We start from the raw sequence: 19,748 nt of genomic DNA on the forward strand, positions 1-19,748 counted from the left end.
ACCAATTGGCGGGGCCCTCGTCGATTTCATATCGTCCACCAACTAGCCCTTAGACGTTTGTCTCGCATCAGTTGGCGCAGCGACATATCTAGAGTTCGGCGCAACCAGGAAGTCACGTCAGAGGGCAAACCGACGCGATCGGTGCGCCGTCGCGTGCGCCATTCGCAACTACAATCGTTTTTCTTTGCGAAGAAACGAACCTTAAGCCTTTAGGTCGGTGATCCGCATAATCGCGACCACGTTCCCATCATTGAACGCCTGCTCCTTTGTGTCCTTGTTGCAGGTCCAGACAAAATTCTTCTTGCCGGTAAAGGTCTTTTCGTCCTGCTCAAGCCGAAGCTCTCCTTCGGTGATATGGCAGACCATGGCATTCATCATCGGGGGCCCCATGGTCTTCGATCCCGGCTGCATGATGATGTCGCGCATTGAGACGGTCTTAAAACCCGGGATCAGCGATGGTGTCTCGCTATCATACTCACGCACCACCACACCTGGCCACGGAGTTGTGTCCTTGTAGCCCGTCGTTTGAGCGGCGGCGGGCTTTATCATGGCCGCCGAAGCCGCTGCCAACCCGAATGTCAATGCAGACCTTCGATCGATCTTGCTCATCGCTTTTCTCCCTGGGTTCCTGCAACAAACCGCCGCAAAAGCTGCGCGTGTGGAATGTGAAATCGTGGTGTGAAACCGAAAAGGGGGCGGTCTCTTAGCGTAGCGTACCTGCCGACAGCGCTAGTACTGCTCGTTGATCCCGAACGGTGACTTCGGCACATCCCGCTTCAAGGGCAACCACATTCTACGAGAACGGACGCGCCCTAGAAATGGGTGTTTCGCCCAAGAGGCATAATGCCTCAGTTTGCTTAGGCCTGAAGTTCGGACCCGGCGTCAGCAACTTCACACTGCGACCAACTGAATACGCAAGTCAGTGTCACTGACTGGTCCTGTGGCGGGTCGCAGTAAGTGCGCGGCCACGACCTATTGGCGTCGAGTGCGGAGGCGATGATGCTGCTCCCGCAAGACCGCCCGGAGCTAGCCCATCAGCGAAGTGGCAGCACGCCTCAGTTTTATCGGACAAAGGGCAAGGTCCGATGCCATCAGTGCAACCCGGAAATGAAATAGCTCCAAGCGATGGCCGGTATTATACTGGTGCTACTGGAAGTGCTGTTTCAAGCGTTCGTGGAAAGATTGCTACGACCAGTCTGGGAGGAACATCTGATGACGACTATGTTTGTTAGACACACGGTTTCCGACTACAAGACCTGGCGGAAAGTTTACGACGATTTTGCTTCGGTTCAGAAGACGAAGGGCGTAACAGCCGAGGCTGTCTACCGAGCAGTCGAAAATCCCAATGACATCACAGTAACTCACGAGTTTGCCACGATTGAAGCTGCGCAAGCCTTCGCGGAGAGTGCTGAATTGAAGAATGCCATGCAGAATGCGGGAGTAGCGAAAGCTCCAACGATTTGGTTTACCAAAAAGGCGTGAAGTATCGATCCCGGCCAAGTGCCGGCTGTGGTGGTACCATGTCGCCTGTTGGCCCATTGAGACATGCCGAAGCGGTCTGACGATATCCGTTCACAGGGGTAGACCGGTAGAGAACGGCACGCGGCCAAAGTGACGCGATTGACCCTGGCTGTGTAAAAACGCAAAGATCGAAACGCGACGAGAATGACATTCTGGCTTTGCGGGCCCGCCGCCCTAGAATTGCGGCGATCAGGATGGGCGAAATGCAGTATGTTTGCGACACGCCGAAGGGTAAGACCTGGTTCCGTATCGAAACGGAAGGTGAAGCGGTGCAAGAGTCGCGCCTGATGCGCCACACAGTCGAGAAATATTTCTGCCGCGAGCGAGAGAAGGCAGTCCAATCCTGGCGTCCGGAGCAGCCCAACGCGATCGAGCGCGACATCGGCCTCGAGGCCCATGTACAGCGAGAGATGCCGCTTTTCCTCACGTTGCGTGACAGGGAGGGTAATCCACTGGCTACAGCGATGCTGCCACCGGGTGGCAAGGATCGCGGCGGGTTCCGGATCATCATCGTTGCCGCATGCAATGCCGATCCTTATCCTGAGCAGGATGCGGCCATCGCTGCGCTAGGAGCGCATTTCGGTCTCACACTCGATCGCCACCGCTGCTTCCCCTACGGCCGCTAAGGAGCCTGACAAGTATCGCTGCTTGGAGCGAAGTCGGCTCATGTCCCGTTGCGGACCTGCGCCGGCCTGCTACCTAATGGCAGCTTCTGACCGAAGGCGGCTATCGCATGGTCTCTATTTCTGCGAAACGGCTCTGGATTCACCACTCGCTCCGCCGGACGAGACGATGGCGCTTTCCCGGAACGGCGCACGGGTAGGCTGGGGCGCCGACAATTCCTGGCAATACATCCGATCGATCTTGCGCTGCATGAGCGCATAGCAGTCGCATACAACGCGCTCGAGCCGCACCCGGTCGATCTCGATAAACCCGCGCCGGTCGGAGGGGACGGCGCCGGCCGCGCGCAGCTTGCTCATCGTCAGAGTCACTGTCGTCCGCCGCACCCCAAGCAATTGCGCAAGCGCCTCCTGCGTCACCGGAAGGAGGTCATCTGGAACGCGGTCGTGAAGCTGCAGAAGCCACCGCGCCATGCGGCCATCCACCCGGTGCAGCGCGTTGCAAGCGGCTACGTGCTGGAGTTGCAATAACACCGCGCGGGCGTGGAGCTGAACGACATTCCTGATGGCTGCGCTTTGCGCATAGGCATCCCGAAATTTGGCGGCGGAAATCAATGATGCTGTGCCAGCGATGCGTGCAATCGCGGTCACGGATGAAAGCGATGGGCCGAGTACGGAGAAAGAGGCCAAAGCGCCTTCCCGTCCCATCAAGGTGGTTGCGACCGTTTGCCCGTCCGGCATATCGAGCATGAAGGCGATTGCGCCGCTATGGGGAAAATAGACCGGGTCCATCTCATCGCCCGAGCGCACCAGAACCGCATCTGGCTCAAACGAGATCTTCTGGAAGTAGGGCGTGAGCAAGCTGAGATCCGCTGGCGGCAGCGCTGCCAGTAGCCGATTCCCGATGCCAGTGCGGTTGACGGTCCCGATGCTTTCTTGTGAAAGAGCCCCCACTGAACGGCCGCGTCCATCTATTTCATTCACTAGGATTATCCGAATTATGAGTTGCCGAAAGGCAACTATCCAAACAGAGCCATTAGTCGAGATCAAGCACGGACATTTGCGGAGACGCTGCCGGCGTCTCGCCGCGCAAGCAGGATCTTGCATACATCATACTATTCACGCCCGTTGTGCGACTCGGCGAGCGGGGCCCTGCGGGATGATCAACCGGTGATGGTTCCGGCAGCGCTTGCTCTTGGCTTCCTAGCTGACGTCTTCGGCGGTGTGGGGCGTGCACGTCTTTTGGCCCGGCGCTTCCGTTGACACGGTGCAATTATCCGTCGGTCGATTGGGGTAAAGCCGGAAGTTTGTCGCCGTCCGCCAGAGCGACGCTTTTGCCCTCAACGGACATGCGGGCGTTGTCCGTCGGGAGGCCCCAGGCCAGCACGCTTAGGTCTGCCGAAAGTGCGGACATAACGCGGCCAGCTGCTTAATGAGTACACAGCCTAGGAGGGCCCTGCTGCCAGTTAAATTCGGCGACTGTTCGCGATTCCTCGCCGTGCGCAGACGCCGCCCCTGCACTGGCGGTGATCCACAGGCGATGCTTGCGCTATTCGCGCCACGGCATGCGGCACGGATCCGTAGCCCGCACATCGCCTGTTTCGTCCAGCCGTATGCACGCAAATTCCCTGTTCGCTAGCGATAAATTCCCTGTTCGGATTTGGCGGATCGCGCCCCGGATGCACTGAATTTCGAGGCAAATGTTCGCATTTTCATGGGATAGCGGCCTCACCGCAGGCGCGCTTTCCCTGTAAAATTCCCTGTTCGCAGGGAATTCGGACCGCGGCAGCGAAGGAACTTCCTGCGTCTGTCGTGATTGCTGTTCAAGCGCAGGGAGACGCATCCATGATCCGCAAACCTCTGTTCGTTGTCCTTGCCTGCATAGCATTCTCGTCGACAGCGTTCGCCCAAGGCGGCGGTGGCGGCTCGGGTGGGGGAGCCGGCGGCGGCGCGGGTTCGGCGGCAAGCTCTGGTGCTGGGACAGGCACCTCGTCGAGCAGCGCGACCTCGGGCCCCTCGGCTCCTTCCGGCATAGGGACTCAAGGCACCACCACCGGCGCTAACGTGAACACGAGCAGCCCCAACCCCAGCCAGAACAATCCGAACGTCCAACCCCCAACCGCGAACGGAAAGACGCCGGCCGCCGCGCAAGCCGAGCGTAACTCCGGGGTTGGTCATTCAGCTAATGGTTTGCCGATCGGAAGCCCCGGATCAGGCACCAGCAACGAAGATCAGAAATAGGGCGATCTATTCATCAGCTCTCACCGAAAGGCCCACCGTTGTGGGCCTTTTCCTTCGAGCTATGACTCCGAATAGATCGGACAGCCTGCGGCCAGTGTGTTAAGGCCGGGGATGAAAAAATTGATTTTGGCGATGCTGCTCATCGCGACGCCGGCCTTGGCGCAGCCCGAACCGCTAGCCCCGAAGGCCCCATTGACCGATCGCGAACGGGTTCAGGCCGATCGTGCGCAGGCCGCCACGCAGGAGAAGGACGCCCCGACCGCGCGGCCGTGGGACAGGGGTGCGGATGGCAAGCGGCCCTGGGACCGGGGTGCGCAGGCGAAGTAGCAGCGTTCCCGACGGGACCTCGAAAGCTTGCCGGCAATCGGCAGCAGCCTTCCGTGAGGATCCTTCCGCGACGGAACTGAGTTTAGGCGGCACGGGCTGGGGCTGCCTCAATTTCTCCATCGAGCCGTCCAGTGCAGCGACAGCGCTCCGGCTCCGCTTCCTCGCCAGTCGGCACGGCCCTATCTGACGGTCACTTCCACAGCGATGATCGAGGATCCGCGCTGCCTGCGGTTTTCGCCTGACACCGCAATTCGAAACCGGTCAGTCCCTGGACGTGAGGGGGCTTGGTAGCGAAATGACGGGCCGACGATCGTCACATGACCGGCACTGGGCGCCTCTGCCAGTTTAACTTCATCCAGAAGCTGAGTTCTGCCGCGCAGGCCTTGCAGGCATTCCGTGCCGGCTGGGATTGAAACAACCCAATACACGGTGTCGGAAAGCAGTACGAAGCGCTCGGGCCGCAAGGCGCATTCACCTGCGGCCGCAGCATGCGCTTGCAGCCAGTATCCCGCGAAAAAACATAGGCTTGCCGCCGCTGTTTTGGGCCTCATGCTGCCGCCCATGCGGTGATCATGGTTGGATCGGCCAGGCAAGCTCAAACAAAATCGCCGCCACCGGCTGCCCGGTGTTGCGGCGATTCATGGGTGAACGCGGCTGGTCGCTAAACGCTGTGCCGTTCACCGAGCGTACCAATACCCCCACCAGCGTTGCGACACAGGTCGGGCCTCCGCCTTGAGCGCGGCGACTTCCTCGACAGAGCGAAGGTTGGGGCCATAGATCGCAGGCGGGTAGACATCATCCCAAAACACGTAACCGGTTCGGACGTGGGCCGACCGATGATGCGCAGGAGCAAGCGCGAGCTCCGCGGCTGAAGCTGCGGTCGTTATCAAAGCAAGGCCAAGAACAGAAAGAGCAATGGATGGAGCAAGGGTGCGGAAGTTCATTGGATCAATCCCTCTCGAAATGGGCGAGAAATAATGCGGCGGCCTCTAAAAGGTTGCAAGCGCATCGTTCCATAGAATGGCTGCGAAATCCAGCTCTTCAGGTGCGCGAATCCACCTGGACGGGACAGAACAGATTTGAAGGTGACCATCCGTGTCGGTGCGTCCGGCCAAAAGATCGCGCTATCAGACAACTCAGATGCTGCTGCTCAGGACACGATCACGCGTGGGCAATCTTTTGGCAGCAGGAGAGCCACCAAGATCATCAGGAATCATGATGTCGACACACTGCTCACTCTTGATGAGCACTGCACTATTCAGGGACGACTCCTATGGCTTCTGCATTGGTCTTCGCTTTGATCTTCTGCGCCGGCGTCACGTTGGGCTATGCGCTGCGTACCCGGCACCCGCAACGAACGGCGACGAACGAGCCCTCCGGCACCTCGCGCAGAACGGCCCGATCGACTCCCAGCTCGGCATTCGGACACGTCCGACGTGCCTTTTAGGCCTCGTCCAGCGTGCGAGCGACACCTTTGTTCTCACGACCATAGGCGACACAGAACATGACCCAGCCGATGAGGGACGCACCGCGACGGTACATCGTGGACGGTACAGGAGAGCGTGTCCTTTTCGGTTTGACGATCGCGGAAACCATCGAGTTCGAGACGTTGGACAAGCCCGACGCGCCCCTCGGCCCTGGCCTTCGCTTCGATCAGAACAAGCCGGGACAACGATGGCTGGAGCTCTACGCCAAGCATGAGCGGGCCTGGCGCAACTGGATGGCCGACACGCGGGCAGGACGGGAAATGCCACTCGTGCTCAACTAGGTGATGCTCTTAGCTCGTGACCGCCGAGGCATTCCATTGGCTTCAGGAACAATCTTCCCGACGAATCGGGAGACATTCCCAGGCTAGTCATATCCTGGGCAGTCATACCGCGAGCATCCGGCTGCCTTGTATGCTCATGAGAGTTAGATTGCCCGTCGCGTAGGCGCCCGTATCGATGTTGACCCGGTTTGCCAGAACTTCGGCGGTGCGCACCGGCGTGTGACCATGAACGATATATTTGCCGAACTGCTCCTCACTCTGAAGGAACTCTTCGCGAATCCAAAGCAGGTCGCTTTCGCTTTGCTCTGCCAAGGGGACACCCGGGCGAACGCCGGCGTGGACGAAGAAAAAATCTCCACAGGTAAAGCTAAGCCGTAGTTCGTCCAGGAACTCCAGATGCTCACCCGGCATTGCGCGGATCAAATCGCGCATGATCGACGCTGGGTCGTCGCGCTTCAGGTCTGGCGGCGCGAGTCCATAGGACATGAGTGTCTGGGCGCCACCGATGCGAAGCCAATCTTCAAACAACGAAGGGTCTTCGAAAACCCTCACTAAAAATGCCTCGTGGTTTCCCTTGAGAAAAATCGAGTTTCCCCGCCGGCTTCGTTCGACCAAGAGGTCAAGCGTGGCGCGCGTGTCCGGGCCGCGATCGACATAGTCGCCCATGAACACCTCGATCGCATAGCGTGGCCGACTGTGGGCCAAGTCGGCGTCGATGACCCGCAGCATGGGCTGCAGCAAATGCGAGCAGCCATGAATATCCGAGATCGCGTAAATTCGGACGCCATCCGGCAGTTGCGGCCTGTGAATCGGCGGGTGTGATTGGGCAAAAGATGTCATGGCGCGCACACTCGGTGAGGTGGTGGGGACAGTTTCGCCAAGTCGGTCCGCGGCCGGACCTTATTGAAGGGTGTCGCCTCTCAGACAGCCCGATTGCGCCGAAGGAAAGGAGGGTATTCGCTTGCTTAGCTTGTCGGCGCGCGCTGAGCAAATCAGGCAACTCTGCCGTGGGCTGCATCGCGCCCGGCAGCGGGAAGATGCCTGCCTCGCTGAAGACAGCTGGGCGGATACAGCTCTAGATCGTAATTCATCGGACTTCTACTAATCGAATCACATCGGTTGCGGAGTCACTCAATGTGGGCAACAGGCGCATCAAAGATGAGCTGCTATCGCTTCACGCAGGCGCCCCAGCGAATTCGACGCGGAACCTGATTCAAAATAGGGCAGCGAGTTTCGATCGTGTGTCAGCACTGTGACGCAGGTCTTCCGCGCCCATGACCTCTCAACAAAACGCGATGCATTCATGCATCGCAAAAGTTTCGCGTGCAGCGCCACAATATCGCTGTGATCACTTCACAGTTTGCGTTCGGGGAAGTGACGGATCTTCAGCATCACGGATCAGCGTCAAGCATTCTCGATAGCAGAGGTTCGAATGGCTGTTGCAACTTATGGTTCTGAAGGCGCTGGTGCACTGTCGTCAACGCGCGGCACGGCTCTTCAGCGGCCTTTTCAGATCGTCATCATCGCTGCCGACCTGCTGCTGATCCTGCTCAGTTATGGTGCAGGGGCGGCGCTCTACAATGTTGCGCTTGCCTCCACTGGCGACGGCGCGTCGATGGGGGCAGGATTGATTGTCGGCGTTGTGTTCGTCGCGGTCGCATATTCCCAGGACGTCTACGCCACGCACCGCTTGCTGAATCTGGTCTGGCAGCTGCGCAAGGCCGTCTTCATCTGGTTGGCGTCGCTGACGATCCTCGCTATGGCGGCATTTCTGCTCAAATCCACGGACAATCTGTCTCGCGGCACAGTGATCATTTTTGCTGCAATCGGAGGCGCCGGATTGATCAGTCTGCGCTTTGTCTGGCAGTTCGTACTCGCGACAAACTATGCCAGAAGCCGCTTGGTCGATCGCAAGGTGATCCTGTTGAGCCTGAAGCCGCTCGATTTCACCTCAAGCCGCTTCAAGGATTTGCGCAGAAACGGTTTCGACGTCATGCGTCATTTCGTGCTTGGGATCGACAGCGGCGACGGCCATTGGGAGCGACAGATTCGCGATGTCATTCGGCAATCGCGCCAGGCGGACGTCGATGAATATCTTCTAGCGATCGATTGGAACGAATTGCCGATGCTCCGAAAGATCGGGCCCTTCCTGCGCGCGGTGCCCCAACCGGTACGCCTTCTGCCGGATGATTCAATCGCCGACCTCGTGTCGCGCCCATTCCTGCCAGTCAGCGGGACCGTAGCGGTCGAGATTCAGCGGCCGCCGCTCAGTGTTTTCGAGCGTTTCCAAAAGCGCTGTCTTGATGTAGGGGTGGCCTTGTTGGCGCTCGTCATACTTGCACCGCTGCTGCTGACAGTCGCCGTTCTGATCAAGCTCGGATCGCCGGGAGCTGCCATCTTCCGCCAGTCGCGCCGAGGGTTCAACGGCAAGCCGTTCGAGATATGGAAATTTCGGACCATGACGGTCTGCGAGGACGGCCAGACGATTACCCAGGCCACCAAACGGGATGCTCGGGTCACCAAGATCGGGCGTTTCCTTCGCATGACAAGCATCGACGAGTTGCCGCAGCTTTGGAATGTCTTGCGCGGCGACATGTCCCTGGTCGGGCCGCGCCCGCATGCGCTCGCCCATGACAATTACTACGATGAACTCATCAGCAAATACGTCTACCGCCACCACATGAAGCCGGGCCTGACAGGCTGGGCTCAGGTCAACGGCTTCCGGGGAGAAACCCCGACGATCGACCTGATGGAAAAAAGGGTGGAATATGACGTCTGGTACGTCAGCAATTGGAGTATCTGGCTGGATCTGAAGATCATGGCGCGTACGGCCTCGACGGTCCTGTTCCAGGAGGCCTATTAGTAGGAGCCGCCTAGGTGGCGGCGGCACTTATCGGCCGTCAGCTTCCGTTGCCGGGGGTCTTCTTGAAGAGACGAAGGACGGCGTCCCGCAGCGCAAGCATTGGCGGCACAAGGACGAAGAACGCTCCCATGGCGACTGAGGCAACGACGTGACGAAGCGAAAAAGGCTCGTCATGCTCGAGCTCTCGGCGATTCGGATCGAGCGGGGCAGGCGCGAGAGTGGTCGCCAGCGGTCGGGATCCCCGGCGGGCCTTACGCGGGGGAACCACGATCAACACGAAAAGAATATTGAGCAACACCCAGATGCTCAGGACAATAAGAGCAATCACCATCCGAACCTGCCGAAAAAATGCGAAGAGTATGAGCGCACGTTAGCCCCCTGAACCTCGGAAGGAAAGGTGCTCAAAGATTCGGCAGTCCAGGTTGCGGTCACGATCAACAGCCCTTCGTGCCGGGGGCAGGTTTGTGCAGGCAACACGTCACTATCTACTATCTTTCGTCCGGATCGCCGTCGTCAATCCATGCCTTGGGCTATGGCAGAGATCGGCATTTGTGGATTCCGGATGAATACGGGGATTGGGCGCGTATCGGAGCCCGACGATGGGGTCACTTGGCGGGTTGGTTCCGACGTCGTCGCGGCCCCGGAACTCAAATAGAGCCCCGCTGACGCATCTTCGCCCCGCCTGGCGTCCCGCCCCACGGCTGCGAATTTCCGACGGCCCGTTTCGGTCGGCTCCTGCAGACGATGGGACCGAAAAGTGGGTCCCTGCAGTCTCTTCGGAAGGCTCCGCGGCGGCCGTCAGCAGGTCGGGGCCTGCGCTAGGGGCGCAGCCGCGGACTGTGCGGCTTGCTGCGCCCCTCGCTCTAGGAATGTTCGACGTAATAGCTGTTGCGGTGCTTACCCTTATACGCCTCGATGCGTCCAAGCATCTTCGGGTTGGCGCGATTGAGGACAGCACCCAGCAGCTTCTTCTGAAGGATCTCCGACCCCGAAATTGATTCTTGAAGCGCAGCTCGCGTGGTTGCTCCCCATTCGATCACATAGACCATTGCATCGATGAGGACGCTGAACGCTTTTGAGTCCGCCACCGGCATCACAGGCGCAAGATCGATAATGATATATTCGTAGTGTTCCCGGAGCATCGCGAGCAGGTCGGCCATTGGCCTCGATGCGATGACGTCGGCCGAATTGACCATGCGCGAAGCAACGATGGACGGCAGGAAATCGAGACCGGTCTCCTTGCTTCGTTGCACGTGATAGCTGAAGCCCGTGGGATCACTGAGGGCCTCGACCAGTCCGCTGTTGGCGTTCGGCGCGAGTTCCCGTGTGAGTGAGCGCGTATGCAGGTCGCCGTCGATGAGGATGGTGCGGTGACCTGTCATGGCAATCAACTGAGCGAAATTGGCCGCGACTGTCGTTTTTCCTTCCTTTGGCAGCGACGATACAATGCCGATGACCTTGATCTCTCGGGTCATGCGCGCAACGTCGATTGAGACCTTGATGTTGCGCAACGTTTCCGCAAACCGCGAGAACGGATGATCGACGACATAGCGGGATAGTCCCGCTTCGTCGGCTTTCGCGGATGCCGAAAGCAACGCGCGCGTCTTTGTCGGCGGGCGAATATCTGGGAGAACGCCAAGACACTTCACGCCGAGTTCGTCCTCGACCTCTCCGGGGGTCCGCAAGACGTCGTTGAGGAGCTCGCGCGCAAAGGCGGCGCCGAAGCCGAGGCAGAGGCCGCCGACCAAGCCTCCCACCAGGGCCAAAACCGTCCGCGGCGAGCTTTTGCGATCAGGCTTGGTCGCGGTGCTGATCAGGCGTGCCTCGCTGAGCGGGAAGCTCTGATTTTGGGTGGCGCTTTGCAGCTTCTCCAGGAAGTTGTTGTAGAGATTGCGATAGGTGTCGGCCGCGCTTTCGAGATCGCGCAGCTTGACTTCTGCCTGGCCGGTGTGACCCGCCTGGGCGACCAGCTCTTTCACGTTCTTATCGAGAGAAGCCTCTCGGCTTTTTGCGATCTCGTAGTCGCTGCGATAAGCGTCCCCAATCCGATGAAGCTCATCGGCGATATTCTTGCGCAGTTCCTCCATCTTGTTGGCCAAATTGACCGCTGCAAGATGGGTCTTGCCGTAACGCCTTGACCAATCGGCATATTGGGCCTGTAAATCGAGGTACTGGGCGCGCAGGCGCGTAATGACCGAGTTGTTAAGGGCGTCCGTCACGGTGGGTTGGGCGAGGTCTTGGTCGGAAATCGCTTCGATCCGATCGAGGCGCGCCTTGGCTTCGGCCGTGGCCGCCCGCGCCTGAACCAGCTGTGTATTCAAGTCCGACAATTGCTGCTCGGACATGAGGCCGCGGCTGGTTCCGACGATATTGTGCTCTGCCTTGAAGGTTTGCACCGCGCGGTCGCTGGCCGTCGCCTGCTCGCTGAGCTCGACGCTCCGCTGCTGGAGCCATTCGGTCGCCCGTTTAGTGGACTGGTATTTTGCTTCCAGTGCACCCACGATGTAGGCATCGGCGATCGCATTTACGATCTTGACTGCCTTGTCCGGGCTGTGTGCGCGATAATTGAGCGACAAGACGTATGTGGTCAGGACGCGCTCGACCCTGAGACTCTTTTGAATCGATTCCACCACGGCATGTTCGATCCGCTCCTGCGTGGGCGGTTCGCCGGATTCGAACACTGACATGATCTTGCCGGTAACGACGGCGAGAAGTCCTGGATTGGATCCGTTGAATTCCGGATCCTCGGTGAGCCGCAGGCGGCGAACGATTGAAAGGATAAGATCGTCAGAATTGATGACTTCGACCTGGCTGTCGACATAGCCGGTGTCGATCAGAGCGCTGTTGGTCCCGCTGTCCTTGTCCAGAACCTGGGTTTGCCGGGTGTCCATCATGATACGGGCGTTTGCCGTATACATCGGCTTTGCCAGAACCAGATAGACGATCACCAGAGCCAGCGAAGCGCCAACTGCCGCAGCGATCAGCGGCCATTGCCGACGAAGGACATCAGTGACACGGTCAAAGCTGAGGACCGCGCCGCCAAACTCGATGCCAAACCGGTGTCCCGATTGGAAGTGTTCTCTAGGCTGATACATCTGAAATTCGCTGCCTTAATGGTCAGGATCAATTCGGGAGGGGAACAGGTTTGAATGGATTGGCCAGTTTGGTCTTCCATTCGCCTTCCAACAGCGCTCCGCCCCGAGGCTGCGTCGGCTTGTTGTCTCTCGGCTGCAATTGGGCGCTGGAGCCATCTTCTCCCGCCGCGGAATAGCCCGCCTGCACGGCGAGGTCACCGACTCGCTGCGTGAAATCCCTAATCTTGCGCGCAGCGTCCGGTTTCGTTGACGTGCACAGCGCTTCTGCGAGCCGCAGCGCCGCGCCGATGGTCGAGCGGTCGGGGGAAGCCAATTCGGAAATGAGCGTCTGCACCGACGGCAACACCGATGGATTGGTCGCGATATATGAAGAAAGGCGAGCCCTCAGCTTCTCTTTGTCGTTGCGTAGCCGTTCCAGAAGCGAAGACGGCGCCTTCACGAAGGCGTCGAGTTCGGTTTGTGAGGCGCGGTCCGAGAATCCAACGCATTGAGCGCGGGTCGGACCGACGCCCGATGCGATCAGAGCAAATCCCGTCAAGATGATGGGTAGCCATCTCGGCTTCGTACGACGCGTCACTTCGCAGCTCATCCGTGTCCCTTCGTCGTTGCTGCAAACCAGTACACGCGAAGAGTGGCAGCCAACTGTGTCAATTTTTGTGCGATGCAAAAGCGGGTTTCATTCGGTCGCGCTTCCCATCGATTGATACATCAGTGCCTTACCTTTCGTCGGTTGTGCAAGTACGATTTGCAATGCCTGCGAGATCGGCACAATGGCGCCTGCGATTTTTGCAGTTTGAAGATTTATGAGGCGGTCGCAAAAATCTTGTCGCGAAATTGACACACGAAAATTGTTCGAGCGAGCAGCGCTGGATAGCGCCTGGATCAAGAAACATCTTCTGTACAGGCTAAATCGCAACACCGCCGGGTTTCGCGCATACTTTGTTCGCAAATGCTCGCGACCATTCGCCGGCGAGTCAGTTCGTTCGTCCCGATGCTCCCCGATCAGCAAAAATGGCGCAAAGTTGTCGCGCGCATGTTCGAATGACAGAGAGCGTTGAATTTATCGCCGGTCGTCATGCGTCATACGCGAATCCTCAATCGTGACGATTGAAAGCACGCAAAGACCTGATACAGACTGCTGCGGTGCAACAGCTACGGAATGTCGATGTGACGGAGTTGGTTCATCGTGAGAAAGCGCATGTCCTGCCGCTCGACAGCATCCGGGGTATCGCCGCGACATCTGTGGTGATCCACCATCTCCTGCTGATGCCGACCTTTCTCGCGGCATTCCCACACAATGCGTGGATCAATTGCTCGTTCTTCAGAAGCGCGTGGCTATTGGTCGACTTGTTCTTCGTTCTCAGTGGCATCGTGATGTCGTTGAGCTACGTCGAGGGCGACTTCGGACGCTTCTCGCTGCGCGAATTCATGGTGCGGCGTTTGGCGCGGGTCTATCCGCTTCACATCGTCATGCTGATCGCAAACCTGCTGTTCCGCCTCCTGCGTATCGGCTTGGTCGCCACAGGCGTCGTGGTTGCCGCGCCAGCCGCCTTCGAGGTGAACAACGCCTATTCCTTCCTGCTCAACGTCTTTCTCCTGCATTCGATGGGACTGATCGACTATCTCAGCTGGAACGCTCCGAGCTGGAGCATAAGTGTCGAATTCTACACCTACCTGGTGTTCGGCCTGATCGTCCTGCTGGCCCAGCGCATGCGTTCGCTGTCGTGGTTCTACGCCGTCTCCGGGCTCGTCGCGGTCGCAAGTCTTGTCGTGATCGTCTTCGTGCTCGACAAGAGGAGTCTGGGACTCCAGACCGATTTCGGCATTCTTCGCTGTTTTGTGAGCTTCTTCCTCGGTGTCTTGACCGTCAGGATCGTTCGTCGGCTGCCAGGCAAGCCGAGCCCTGCCGTGCAGGGAGGGCTGCAGTTGATCGCCATGATTGCCAGTATCGTCCTGGTCAGCCTCGCAGAGACCAATCCGGCGACCACCTTCCTGGCGCCGCTTGTTTTCGCAGCCTTCCTTGGCACGCTGCTGGCGTTTCCGGATGCGTTGCTGGTGCCGAAGATTCTGGTGGCGCGGCCGCTGGTGTGGCTGGGGCGCAGATCCTACTCCATCTATATGGTGCATGCGCTCGTGGTGCTCTTCGCGGAGTACTTCGTGCGGGCACTTGGGCCACGGCCGATCGCGGCGCTCGATTCGATCTGGACGGGGCTGTCGGCGACGCTGAACCTCGTGATCTCCCTGGCCGCTGTGCTGGTAGTTTCGAACTTCAGCTATCTCTACATCGAGAGTCTTGGCGGTAAGCTGCTTCGGAATGCCCTTGGAAGCCGGCCCGATTTTTCGCCATCTCCGGCGCCATCGGCGCGGCTGACGAATTGAGGCGAGCATGACGTCCCTTGCGCTGCAGCGCCCGCAGATCACGCTGGTCAGCCTCAACATCGAGGCGATCGCGCTCGGGGTTTATCTGGTCCGAGACGCCTTCGGCGGCGTGATCCGCTACTACACCAGCATCTTTCATCTGGACACGCTCTGGTACCTGCCCGACGGCGTCGCGCTGCTGTGTCTGGCCCAGTTCTTCGTGCATTGCATTTTGCGCAATCGCAGCACCCTGGCGCTCCTGGTGTTCGCGCAGATCATGCTGTCGCTGGTGCTCGGCTACTTCATGATGGGCACTGCGACCGCCGCGATCTCGGCTTTCAAGATGATGCTGCCGGTGTTTGTCGGATTCTGTTTCTGCGATTCGAGCCTGGGTTCCTACCGAAAGCTGCTGTCGATCATCGCCGTGACCTTCTATCTCTCCGTCATCGGCGTGTTGTTGACCAAGTTCTACCTCATGCCCTGGGTCGGCTACAAATATGAATCCTTTGGCGCCGTGCGTGAGGCGGGCCGGCTATGGTGGGCCTATGGCGGTGACGATCAGCGCCTGATGGGCTTTGCCGCCGACAATACCATGGCCGCATTCTTCATCCTCGTGTCGTTTGCGATCACGTCGATCCGCAAGAGCACGCTCTGGTGCCTTCTGTACGGCTCCCTGGCGGTTTACGTCATTCGTCTGACCACCAGCAAGACGACCATGATCGTTCTCGTGCTGTACCTGGTGCTGCTGGTGATCGTGCGAATGCTGCCGGAGAAGTCGCGTTTCCCCGCGATCCGCGCGATCGCGTTGTGGTCGTTCGCTGCGATCCTCGTTCCGTTCTTCATGATCGTGGTCGCATCGGGCACCGCAGCAGTGCCGCACTCGACCTTGTTCAGCATTCTCGACCGCATCAATAACAGCTGGCAGCTGCCGTTCGTCTACATGAGCCAGCTGATGCCGATCGGTCTGGTAACCGGCTGCGGCGCGGGTTGCTTCAACTATCCGCAGAAGCTTTTCTCGCCGCTCGCGGCGTACTGGGTACCGGTCGACAACTTCTACATCGGAACATACCTGATGTTCGGGCTTCCGTTCGTCGCATTCATGGTGATGGTGTTCCGCGCCAACTTCGGAGCGACCGACGTCTACAAGCTGACGCTGCTCTTCGTGGTCAACCTGTTTACCATCACCGTCCTGAACTACGGTCCAGCATCAGGGCTCCTGATCATCGCATTGAGCTTCAGCGAAGTATTCTCCCGGCGGGCGACCTCCGCACGGGCAGCCGATACCGTTCCGATAGAATTGCCGCGGCCGATCCGCTCATTGGAGGGTCTCGGCGTAGATATGCCAGGGACGGCAGCGCGTGGGAGCAGATGAGACAAACGATGCATAGACGGCTTGCATTCATCGATACGCTGCGCGGCATTGCCGTGTTGGCGGTGCTGTTCCAGCACGTGTTCGAGGTGATCGTCCAGAAGCACCCCACCGGCGCGTATTACTGGGTCTTCCACGATGCGATCGGCTACTACATGAACTTCGGCCGGTTCGGAGTCGTGCTGTTCTTCTTCGTCAGCGGATTCGTCATCCCGTTCAGTTTTCCGGACAGTGCTACTCCTGTGCGCGATTTCACGATCAGCCGCTTCTTTCGGCTCTACCCGGCGTACTGGACGTCGATGGTGATCGGGCTCGTCACGATGCAGGTGCTGGAGGCCAATGCCTACCCGTTGTCGCAGGTCATCGCGAACGTGACGATGCTGCAGACTTTCGTGAACATCCCGAACCTCTGGATCTTCTACTGGACGTTGGCGATCGAGCTCCTGTTCTATGTCGGATGCACCATTCTTTTCGCGATGGGATTGCTGAACCGGCGCTTTACTGCAGTTGCGATTGTCATTGCTGCGGCGCTGGTCGGGACCGCCGCAGCACTTCTGATCGAAAGCAGGACGGTGTCGTCGCTGATGGAGGTTGGGCTGAACCTTTCGGCGATGTTCCTGGGCAAGGTCATCCGCGACACCGTCATCGGCGGAAAGCTGCGATGGCCGCACGTCGCCGTTTGTACGGTGTTCTATGCGATCTTCGCCATCACGCTGGCGGAGAGGCGGTTCGGCGGCGTCTATCAGGAGAACTTCTTCTACAGCTATTCGATCGGGTCGGCTTATGTCTGCGCAGCGCTCGTCTTCATCGCGTTTGCGGCGTTCGGTGAGAGGATGGCCTGGCGCTCGATGGCGTTCGTGGGAACCATCAGCTATTCCGTCTATTTGATGTCGCCGTTCGTGATCGTCTGGATCCATCGCCTCGTCTGGCTCGGTGATGGACCGCTGGGATGGGCCGCTTTCGCCGCGCTGGTCGCAGCATTGTCAATTCTGGTCAGCTGGTCGACATATGCGTTCGTCGAGAAGCCCAGCATATCGTTCGGCCAGAGGTTCCGGTCGAAGCGCAGGAGGGCGGTCGTTCTCGAGCCGGCGCTCAGCGCGCAAGGGGCAGCTGAGTGATCGAAAAAACGCGCCAGCCGAATGCCGGATACGACGGATCTTTCGTTCCCTCCGTCCAGGGACTTCGTGGCATTGCGGCGCTGAGCGTGCTGATGGATCATTTCTACGACATGCCAAAGGGAGGCGTGTACGACATTCCGGATCCGGGCTTCCTGCCGCCGCTCTGGCTCTGGCTGCAATCGGTGATCAATGTCGGCGGCCACGGTGTCGAGCTGTTTTTCATGATCAGCGGCTTCCTGATCCCGGCCAGTCTGGTGCGGCACGGCTCGCTGCCAAGGTTCTTCTTCGACCGTGTCCTGCGCATCATGCCGGTGTTCGTCGTGCTGCATCTCGCGCTGTTCGTGATTGGCCCGATCGTGGGCTACAAATTCTTCCGCGGGATCGATCTGACCGGTTATCTCGCGATCTTCACGGCCAATCTGTTCTTCGTGCAGGACGCTCTCGGCTTGCCCATCGCTCAGCAGAATGCCTGGACCTTGACTTACGAATGGGCGTTCTACATCTGGTTCGGGCTGACATTCTCGGTGTGGCGCATCGGAGGGAGAATGCTGGCGGCGCCCCTGATCTTGCTGGGCGTGGCCTGTCTCCTGCATTGCCCGATCACGGCGTTCTTCTGCATTGGCATGCTTCTCAGCGCCACGGGTTGGCGCATCTCCATTCCGGGACCTCTTGGCTTGATGGCGGGCCTGACGTGCGGGGTCGCCATGTACGCGAGCCTGGTGCTGTTTCACCCGTTCGTAGGTCTTATTCCGGGCCTTTTGCTGTTCGCCATGGTGCTGGCCCCGGACTCCGGTCTCGCCAGGGCGCTCAGCACGCCGGCCCTGCAGTATGTCGGCAAGATAAGTTACAGCCTTTATCTCGTGCACCCGTTCGTCCTGTTTCCGTTACAGGTGATCGGGCTCAAGCTCGTCGCTGTCGGTGTCGACCGCTGGCTGCTGTGGGCAGCATTCATCCTGCTGGGATCGTTGATGTCGCTGGTTGCAAGCGCGATCACCTACGAGCTGATCGAGGTGAGGCTGAGACGATTGTTGGATGGCGCGGTCCGCGGCATGTTCTTTCGGTCATTGAGCAAGATGGAACAGTCCGCCTAGAAGATCGCAATATAAGTCACGATCAGCTCACGGTACGGCCGGCAAGCTTGCGGTAGGATGGCAACAGGCCATCGGCGATGCGATCCCAGTTCAACTGGCCCGCCGCTGTCTGCCGTGCACCGTCGGTCAATGTCGCGGTAAGCGATTTCGAGGTCAGGACGCGTTCGAGCGCATCGGCCAAGGCGGCAGCATTACCAGGCGGGACCAGAAGCCCGTTCACGCCGTCTGTCACGACGTCAGGAATGCCACCGGTGGCGCTGGCGACGACGGGACGGGAATTCCCGTAAGCAGACGCCAGCACGCCGCTCTGCGTCGCATCCTTATAGGGCAGGGCGACCACGGTCGCAGACTGAAATAATTGTCCCGTATCCTCGGGCGAGATATAGGCATCGATCGTTTTGACCGTCGGCATGGCCTCCATGCGCGCGCCGAGCCGCGTCATCTCGGGACCGCGGCCCGCGACGATCGCTTCGTGCGCCACGCCGCGCCGGTCCAGCAGGTCGATCGCATCGATGAAGATGTCCAACCCCTTGTAAGCCCACATCCGCCCAAAAAACAGGATTCGTGCAAATTCGGGTTCGATGGCCGCGGCGCGCGTCGGGGGCACCATGAGCACGCCGTGCATGCTGGAGACGATTTCTCCATTAACGTCCGGCGTCGCATGGCGGAAATCTGCAATGCAGCTCTCGCCGTGCGTCGTGACGACTGACGCTGCCGCGCGCATGCGCGCGCGCCAGCCGTCCTCGCGCGGAGAGGTGCCCGAGCCGCCTTCCGAATGAGGAATTGCGTCGTGAACGGTCAGCACCAGCGGGATTCCAAGCGGACGCAGGAACTGGATCAGCTTGGATGTGTAGACTTCCGGAACTTCGTGACAATGAACCACGTCTGGACGAAACGAAATTATGTCCATGAATGAAGCTGGAATGCCGATGGCGCCGGCGCGGCGCAGGCTCAAATCGCGGATCCTTGTGTTGAAGGGTGTCGTCACCGCGATATCGGCCAGTTCCCACTGCTGGTTCGCATCCTTGCGGTTGAGGACGAGGCGAACATCGCAATGGCGCGCCAAGCCCGACGCGAGCCGGTAGGAATATTCTGCAAAATGCGGCGCGTAGATCGCCACGCGCAAGCGCCTGGAGTTGCGATTGAAGGCGGTGGTAGGCGAATTCATCAAGGCATCCATTTTGCATCACATCGCTGAGCCGGTTGGAGTGTAGTCCACGATTTGAACTCACTTCCACGCTAAATCGGATGATAGATGGTGCTCATCTGATTGCCATAACGTCGTCGTACTGCTGCGCGATTGCTGCCGCCATCGGGACGGAGTGGAAAAGGGCGACGTCACGCGCGGTCATCGATTCCCTGTTTGTCTAGCGGGCG

The 19,748-nt window shown here is 59.2% G+C and carries 18 protein-coding genes; 9 read left to right on the forward strand and 9 right to left on the reverse strand.

Going from position 1 to position 19,748, the window contains the following annotated elements; translation table 11 throughout:
- Window positions 1–201: 201 nt before the first annotated feature.
- Window positions 202–609, reverse strand: a complete 408-nt coding sequence (locus tag ACFQX9_RS18420) for a hypothetical protein (protein WP_085357631.1) — start codon at window positions 607–609, stop codon at window positions 202–204.
- Window positions 610–1,212: 603 nt separating this feature from the next.
- Between ACFQX9_RS18420 and ACFQX9_RS18425 the strand changes: the two genes are divergently transcribed.
- Window positions 1,213–1,482 carry a cyclase gene (locus ACFQX9_RS18425; protein ID WP_026233982.1) on the forward strand — a complete coding sequence of 90 codons (270 nt, stop codon included), beginning with the start codon at window positions 1,213–1,215 and terminating at the stop codon, window positions 1,480–1,482.
- Window positions 1,483–1,715: 233 nt separating this feature from the next.
- Window positions 1,716–2,147, forward strand: a complete 432-nt coding sequence (locus ACFQX9_RS18430; protein ID WP_018460247.1) for a hypothetical protein — start codon at window positions 1,716–1,718, stop codon at window positions 2,145–2,147.
- 114 nt (window positions 2,148–2,261) lie between these two features.
- On the opposite strand, the gene ACFQX9_RS18435 is transcribed toward ACFQX9_RS18430, so the two are convergent.
- Window positions 2,262–3,095: a Crp/Fnr family transcriptional regulator gene (locus tag ACFQX9_RS18435; protein ID WP_204514099.1), complete on the reverse strand. Its 834-nt coding sequence runs from the start codon at window positions 3,093–3,095 to the stop codon at window positions 2,262–2,264.
- 1,398 nt (window positions 3,096–4,493) lie between these two features.
- On the opposite strand from ACFQX9_RS18435, the gene ACFQX9_RS18440 reads away from it, so the two are divergent.
- Entirely contained in the window at window positions 4,494–4,709 is a 216-nt protein-coding gene (locus ACFQX9_RS18440; RefSeq protein ID WP_018458866.1) for a hypothetical protein, read from the forward strand.
- A 179-nt stretch (window positions 4,710–4,888) separates the two neighbouring features.
- Here ACFQX9_RS18440 and ACFQX9_RS18445 read toward each other — a convergent pair whose 3' ends face one another.
- The gene (locus tag ACFQX9_RS18445) at window positions 4,889–5,272 is read right to left on the reverse strand and encodes a hypothetical protein (protein ID WP_143273163.1); all 384 of its coding nucleotides are present in this window, start codon (window positions 5,270–5,272) and stop codon (window positions 4,889–4,891) included.
- 941 nt (window positions 5,273–6,213) lie between these two features.
- Here ACFQX9_RS18445 and ACFQX9_RS18450 point away from each other — a divergent pair.
- A complete protein-coding gene (locus ACFQX9_RS18450) occupies window positions 6,214–6,477 on the forward strand; it encodes a hypothetical protein (RefSeq protein ID WP_377789986.1) in 264 nt (87 codons plus the stop codon).
- 102 nt (window positions 6,478–6,579) lie between these two features.
- On the opposite strand, the gene ACFQX9_RS18455 is transcribed toward ACFQX9_RS18450, so the two are convergent.
- Window positions 6,580–7,317 carry a metallophosphoesterase family protein gene (locus ACFQX9_RS18455; RefSeq protein ID WP_026233678.1) on the reverse strand — a complete coding sequence of 246 codons (738 nt, stop codon included), beginning with the start codon at window positions 7,315–7,317 and terminating at the stop codon, window positions 6,580–6,582.
- A gap of 592 nt (window positions 7,318–7,909) precedes the next feature.
- Between ACFQX9_RS18455 and ACFQX9_RS18460 the strand changes: the two genes are divergently transcribed.
- Complete coding sequence (locus tag ACFQX9_RS18460) at window positions 7,910–9,340, forward strand: undecaprenyl-phosphate glucose phosphotransferase (protein ID WP_018458862.1); 1,431 nt, start codon at window positions 7,910–7,912, stop codon at window positions 9,338–9,340.
- Between the two features lie 37 nt (window positions 9,341–9,377).
- Here the strand turns inward: ACFQX9_RS18460 and ACFQX9_RS18465 are convergent, their stop codons facing one another.
- The 4 genes from ACFQX9_RS18465 to ACFQX9_RS18480 form a co-directional block, all read right to left on the reverse strand.
- On the reverse strand, window positions 9,378–9,671 hold the full coding sequence (locus ACFQX9_RS18465; protein ID WP_018458861.1) for a hypothetical protein: 294 nt from the start codon (window positions 9,669–9,671) through the stop codon (window positions 9,378–9,380).
- A 532-nt stretch (window positions 9,672–10,203) separates the two neighbouring features.
- On the reverse strand, window positions 10,204–12,435 hold the full coding sequence (locus ACFQX9_RS18470; protein ID WP_018458860.1) for an AAA family ATPase: 2,232 nt from the start codon (window positions 12,433–12,435) through the stop codon (window positions 10,204–10,206).
- Between the two features lie 28 nt (window positions 12,436–12,463).
- Window positions 12,464–12,973: a hypothetical protein gene (locus tag ACFQX9_RS18475; protein ID WP_018458859.1), complete on the reverse strand. Its 510-nt coding sequence runs from the start codon at window positions 12,971–12,973 to the stop codon at window positions 12,464–12,466.
- A 138-nt stretch (window positions 12,974–13,111) separates the two neighbouring features.
- Window positions 13,112–13,321 carry a hypothetical protein gene (locus tag ACFQX9_RS18480; RefSeq protein WP_157643072.1) on the reverse strand — a complete coding sequence of 70 codons (210 nt, stop codon included), beginning with the start codon at window positions 13,319–13,321 and terminating at the stop codon, window positions 13,112–13,114.
- Between the two features lie 281 nt (window positions 13,322–13,602).
- Between ACFQX9_RS18480 and ACFQX9_RS18485 the strand changes: the two genes are divergently transcribed.
- The 4 genes from ACFQX9_RS18485 to ACFQX9_RS18500 are packed head-to-tail and all read left to right on the forward strand — an operon-like array spanning window position 13,603 to window position 18,371.
- On the forward strand, window positions 13,603–14,814 hold the full coding sequence (locus tag ACFQX9_RS18485; RefSeq protein WP_377789989.1) for an acyltransferase family protein: 1,212 nt from the start codon (window positions 13,603–13,605) through the stop codon (window positions 14,812–14,814).
- 7 nt (window positions 14,815–14,821) lie between these two features.
- Window positions 14,822–16,165, forward strand: coding sequence for a hypothetical protein (locus ACFQX9_RS18490; RefSeq protein ID WP_377789991.1), 1,344 nt, complete (start codon window positions 14,822–14,824; stop codon window positions 16,163–16,165).
- Window positions 16,166–16,173: 8 nt separating this feature from the next.
- A complete protein-coding gene (locus ACFQX9_RS18495; protein ID WP_018458855.1) occupies window positions 16,174–17,280 on the forward strand; it encodes an acyltransferase in 1,107 nt (368 codons plus the stop codon).
- The gene (locus ACFQX9_RS18500; protein WP_018458854.1) at window positions 17,277–18,371 is read left to right on the forward strand and encodes an acyltransferase; all 1,095 of its coding nucleotides are present in this window, start codon (window positions 17,277–17,279) and stop codon (window positions 18,369–18,371) included. Before ACFQX9_RS18495 ends, ACFQX9_RS18500 begins: the two co-directional genes overlap by 4 nt.
- Window positions 18,372–18,393: 22 nt before the next feature.
- Here the strand turns inward: ACFQX9_RS18500 and ACFQX9_RS18505 are convergent, their stop codons facing one another.
- Window positions 18,394–19,539, reverse strand: coding sequence for a glycosyltransferase family 4 protein (locus ACFQX9_RS18505; protein ID WP_377789993.1), 1,146 nt, complete (start codon window positions 19,537–19,539; stop codon window positions 18,394–18,396).
- Window positions 19,540–19,748: the final 209 nt, after the last annotated feature.

The sequence above is a fragment of the Bradyrhizobium sp. GCM10028915 genome, from assembly GCF_042666195.1.
In the GTDB taxonomy this organism is placed as follows: domain Bacteria; phylum Pseudomonadota; class Alphaproteobacteria; order Rhizobiales; family Xanthobacteraceae; genus Bradyrhizobium; species Bradyrhizobium canariense_D.

Bases quoted from the DNA above. Each gene is read 5' to 3' on its own strand.
- ACFQX9_RS18420 (WP_085357631.1), bottom strand. From the start codon at position 609: ATGAGCAAGATCGATCGAAGGTCTGCATTGACATTCGGGTTGGCAGCG.
- ACFQX9_RS18425 (WP_026233982.1), top strand. From the start codon at position 1,213: ATGACGACTATGTTTGTTAGACACACGGTTTCCGACTACAAGACCTGG.
- ACFQX9_RS18430 (WP_018460247.1), top strand. From the start codon at position 1,716: ATGGGCGAAATGCAGTATGTTTGCGACACGCCGAAGGGTAAGACCTGG.
- ACFQX9_RS18440 (WP_018458866.1), top strand. From the start codon at position 4,494: ATGAAAAAATTGATTTTGGCGATGCTGCTCATCGCGACGCCGGCCTTG.
- ACFQX9_RS18445 (WP_143273163.1), bottom strand. From the start codon at position 5,272: ATGGGCGGCAGCATGAGGCCCAAAACAGCGGCGGCAAGCCTATGTTTT.
- ACFQX9_RS18450 (WP_377789986.1), top strand. From the start codon at position 6,214: ATGACCCAGCCGATGAGGGACGCACCGCGACGGTACATCGTGGACGGT.
- ACFQX9_RS18455 (WP_026233678.1), bottom strand. From the start codon at position 7,317: ATGACATCTTTTGCCCAATCACACCCGCCGATTCACAGGCCGCAACTG.
- ACFQX9_RS18460 (WP_018458862.1), top strand. From the start codon at position 7,910: ATGGCTGTTGCAACTTATGGTTCTGAAGGCGCTGGTGCACTGTCGTCA.
- ACFQX9_RS18465 (WP_018458861.1), bottom strand. From the start codon at position 9,671: ATGGTGATTGCTCTTATTGTCCTGAGCATCTGGGTGTTGCTCAATATT.
- ACFQX9_RS18470 (WP_018458860.1), bottom strand. From the start codon at position 12,435: ATGTATCAGCCTAGAGAACACTTCCAATCGGGACACCGGTTTGGCATC.
- ACFQX9_RS18490 (WP_377789991.1), top strand. From the start codon at position 14,822: ATGACGTCCCTTGCGCTGCAGCGCCCGCAGATCACGCTGGTCAGCCTC.
- ACFQX9_RS18495 (WP_018458855.1), top strand. From the start codon at position 16,174: ATGCATAGACGGCTTGCATTCATCGATACGCTGCGCGGCATTGCCGTG.
- ACFQX9_RS18505 (WP_377789993.1), bottom strand. From the start codon at position 19,539: ATGAATTCGCCTACCACCGCCTTCAATCGCAACTCCAGGCGCTTGCGC.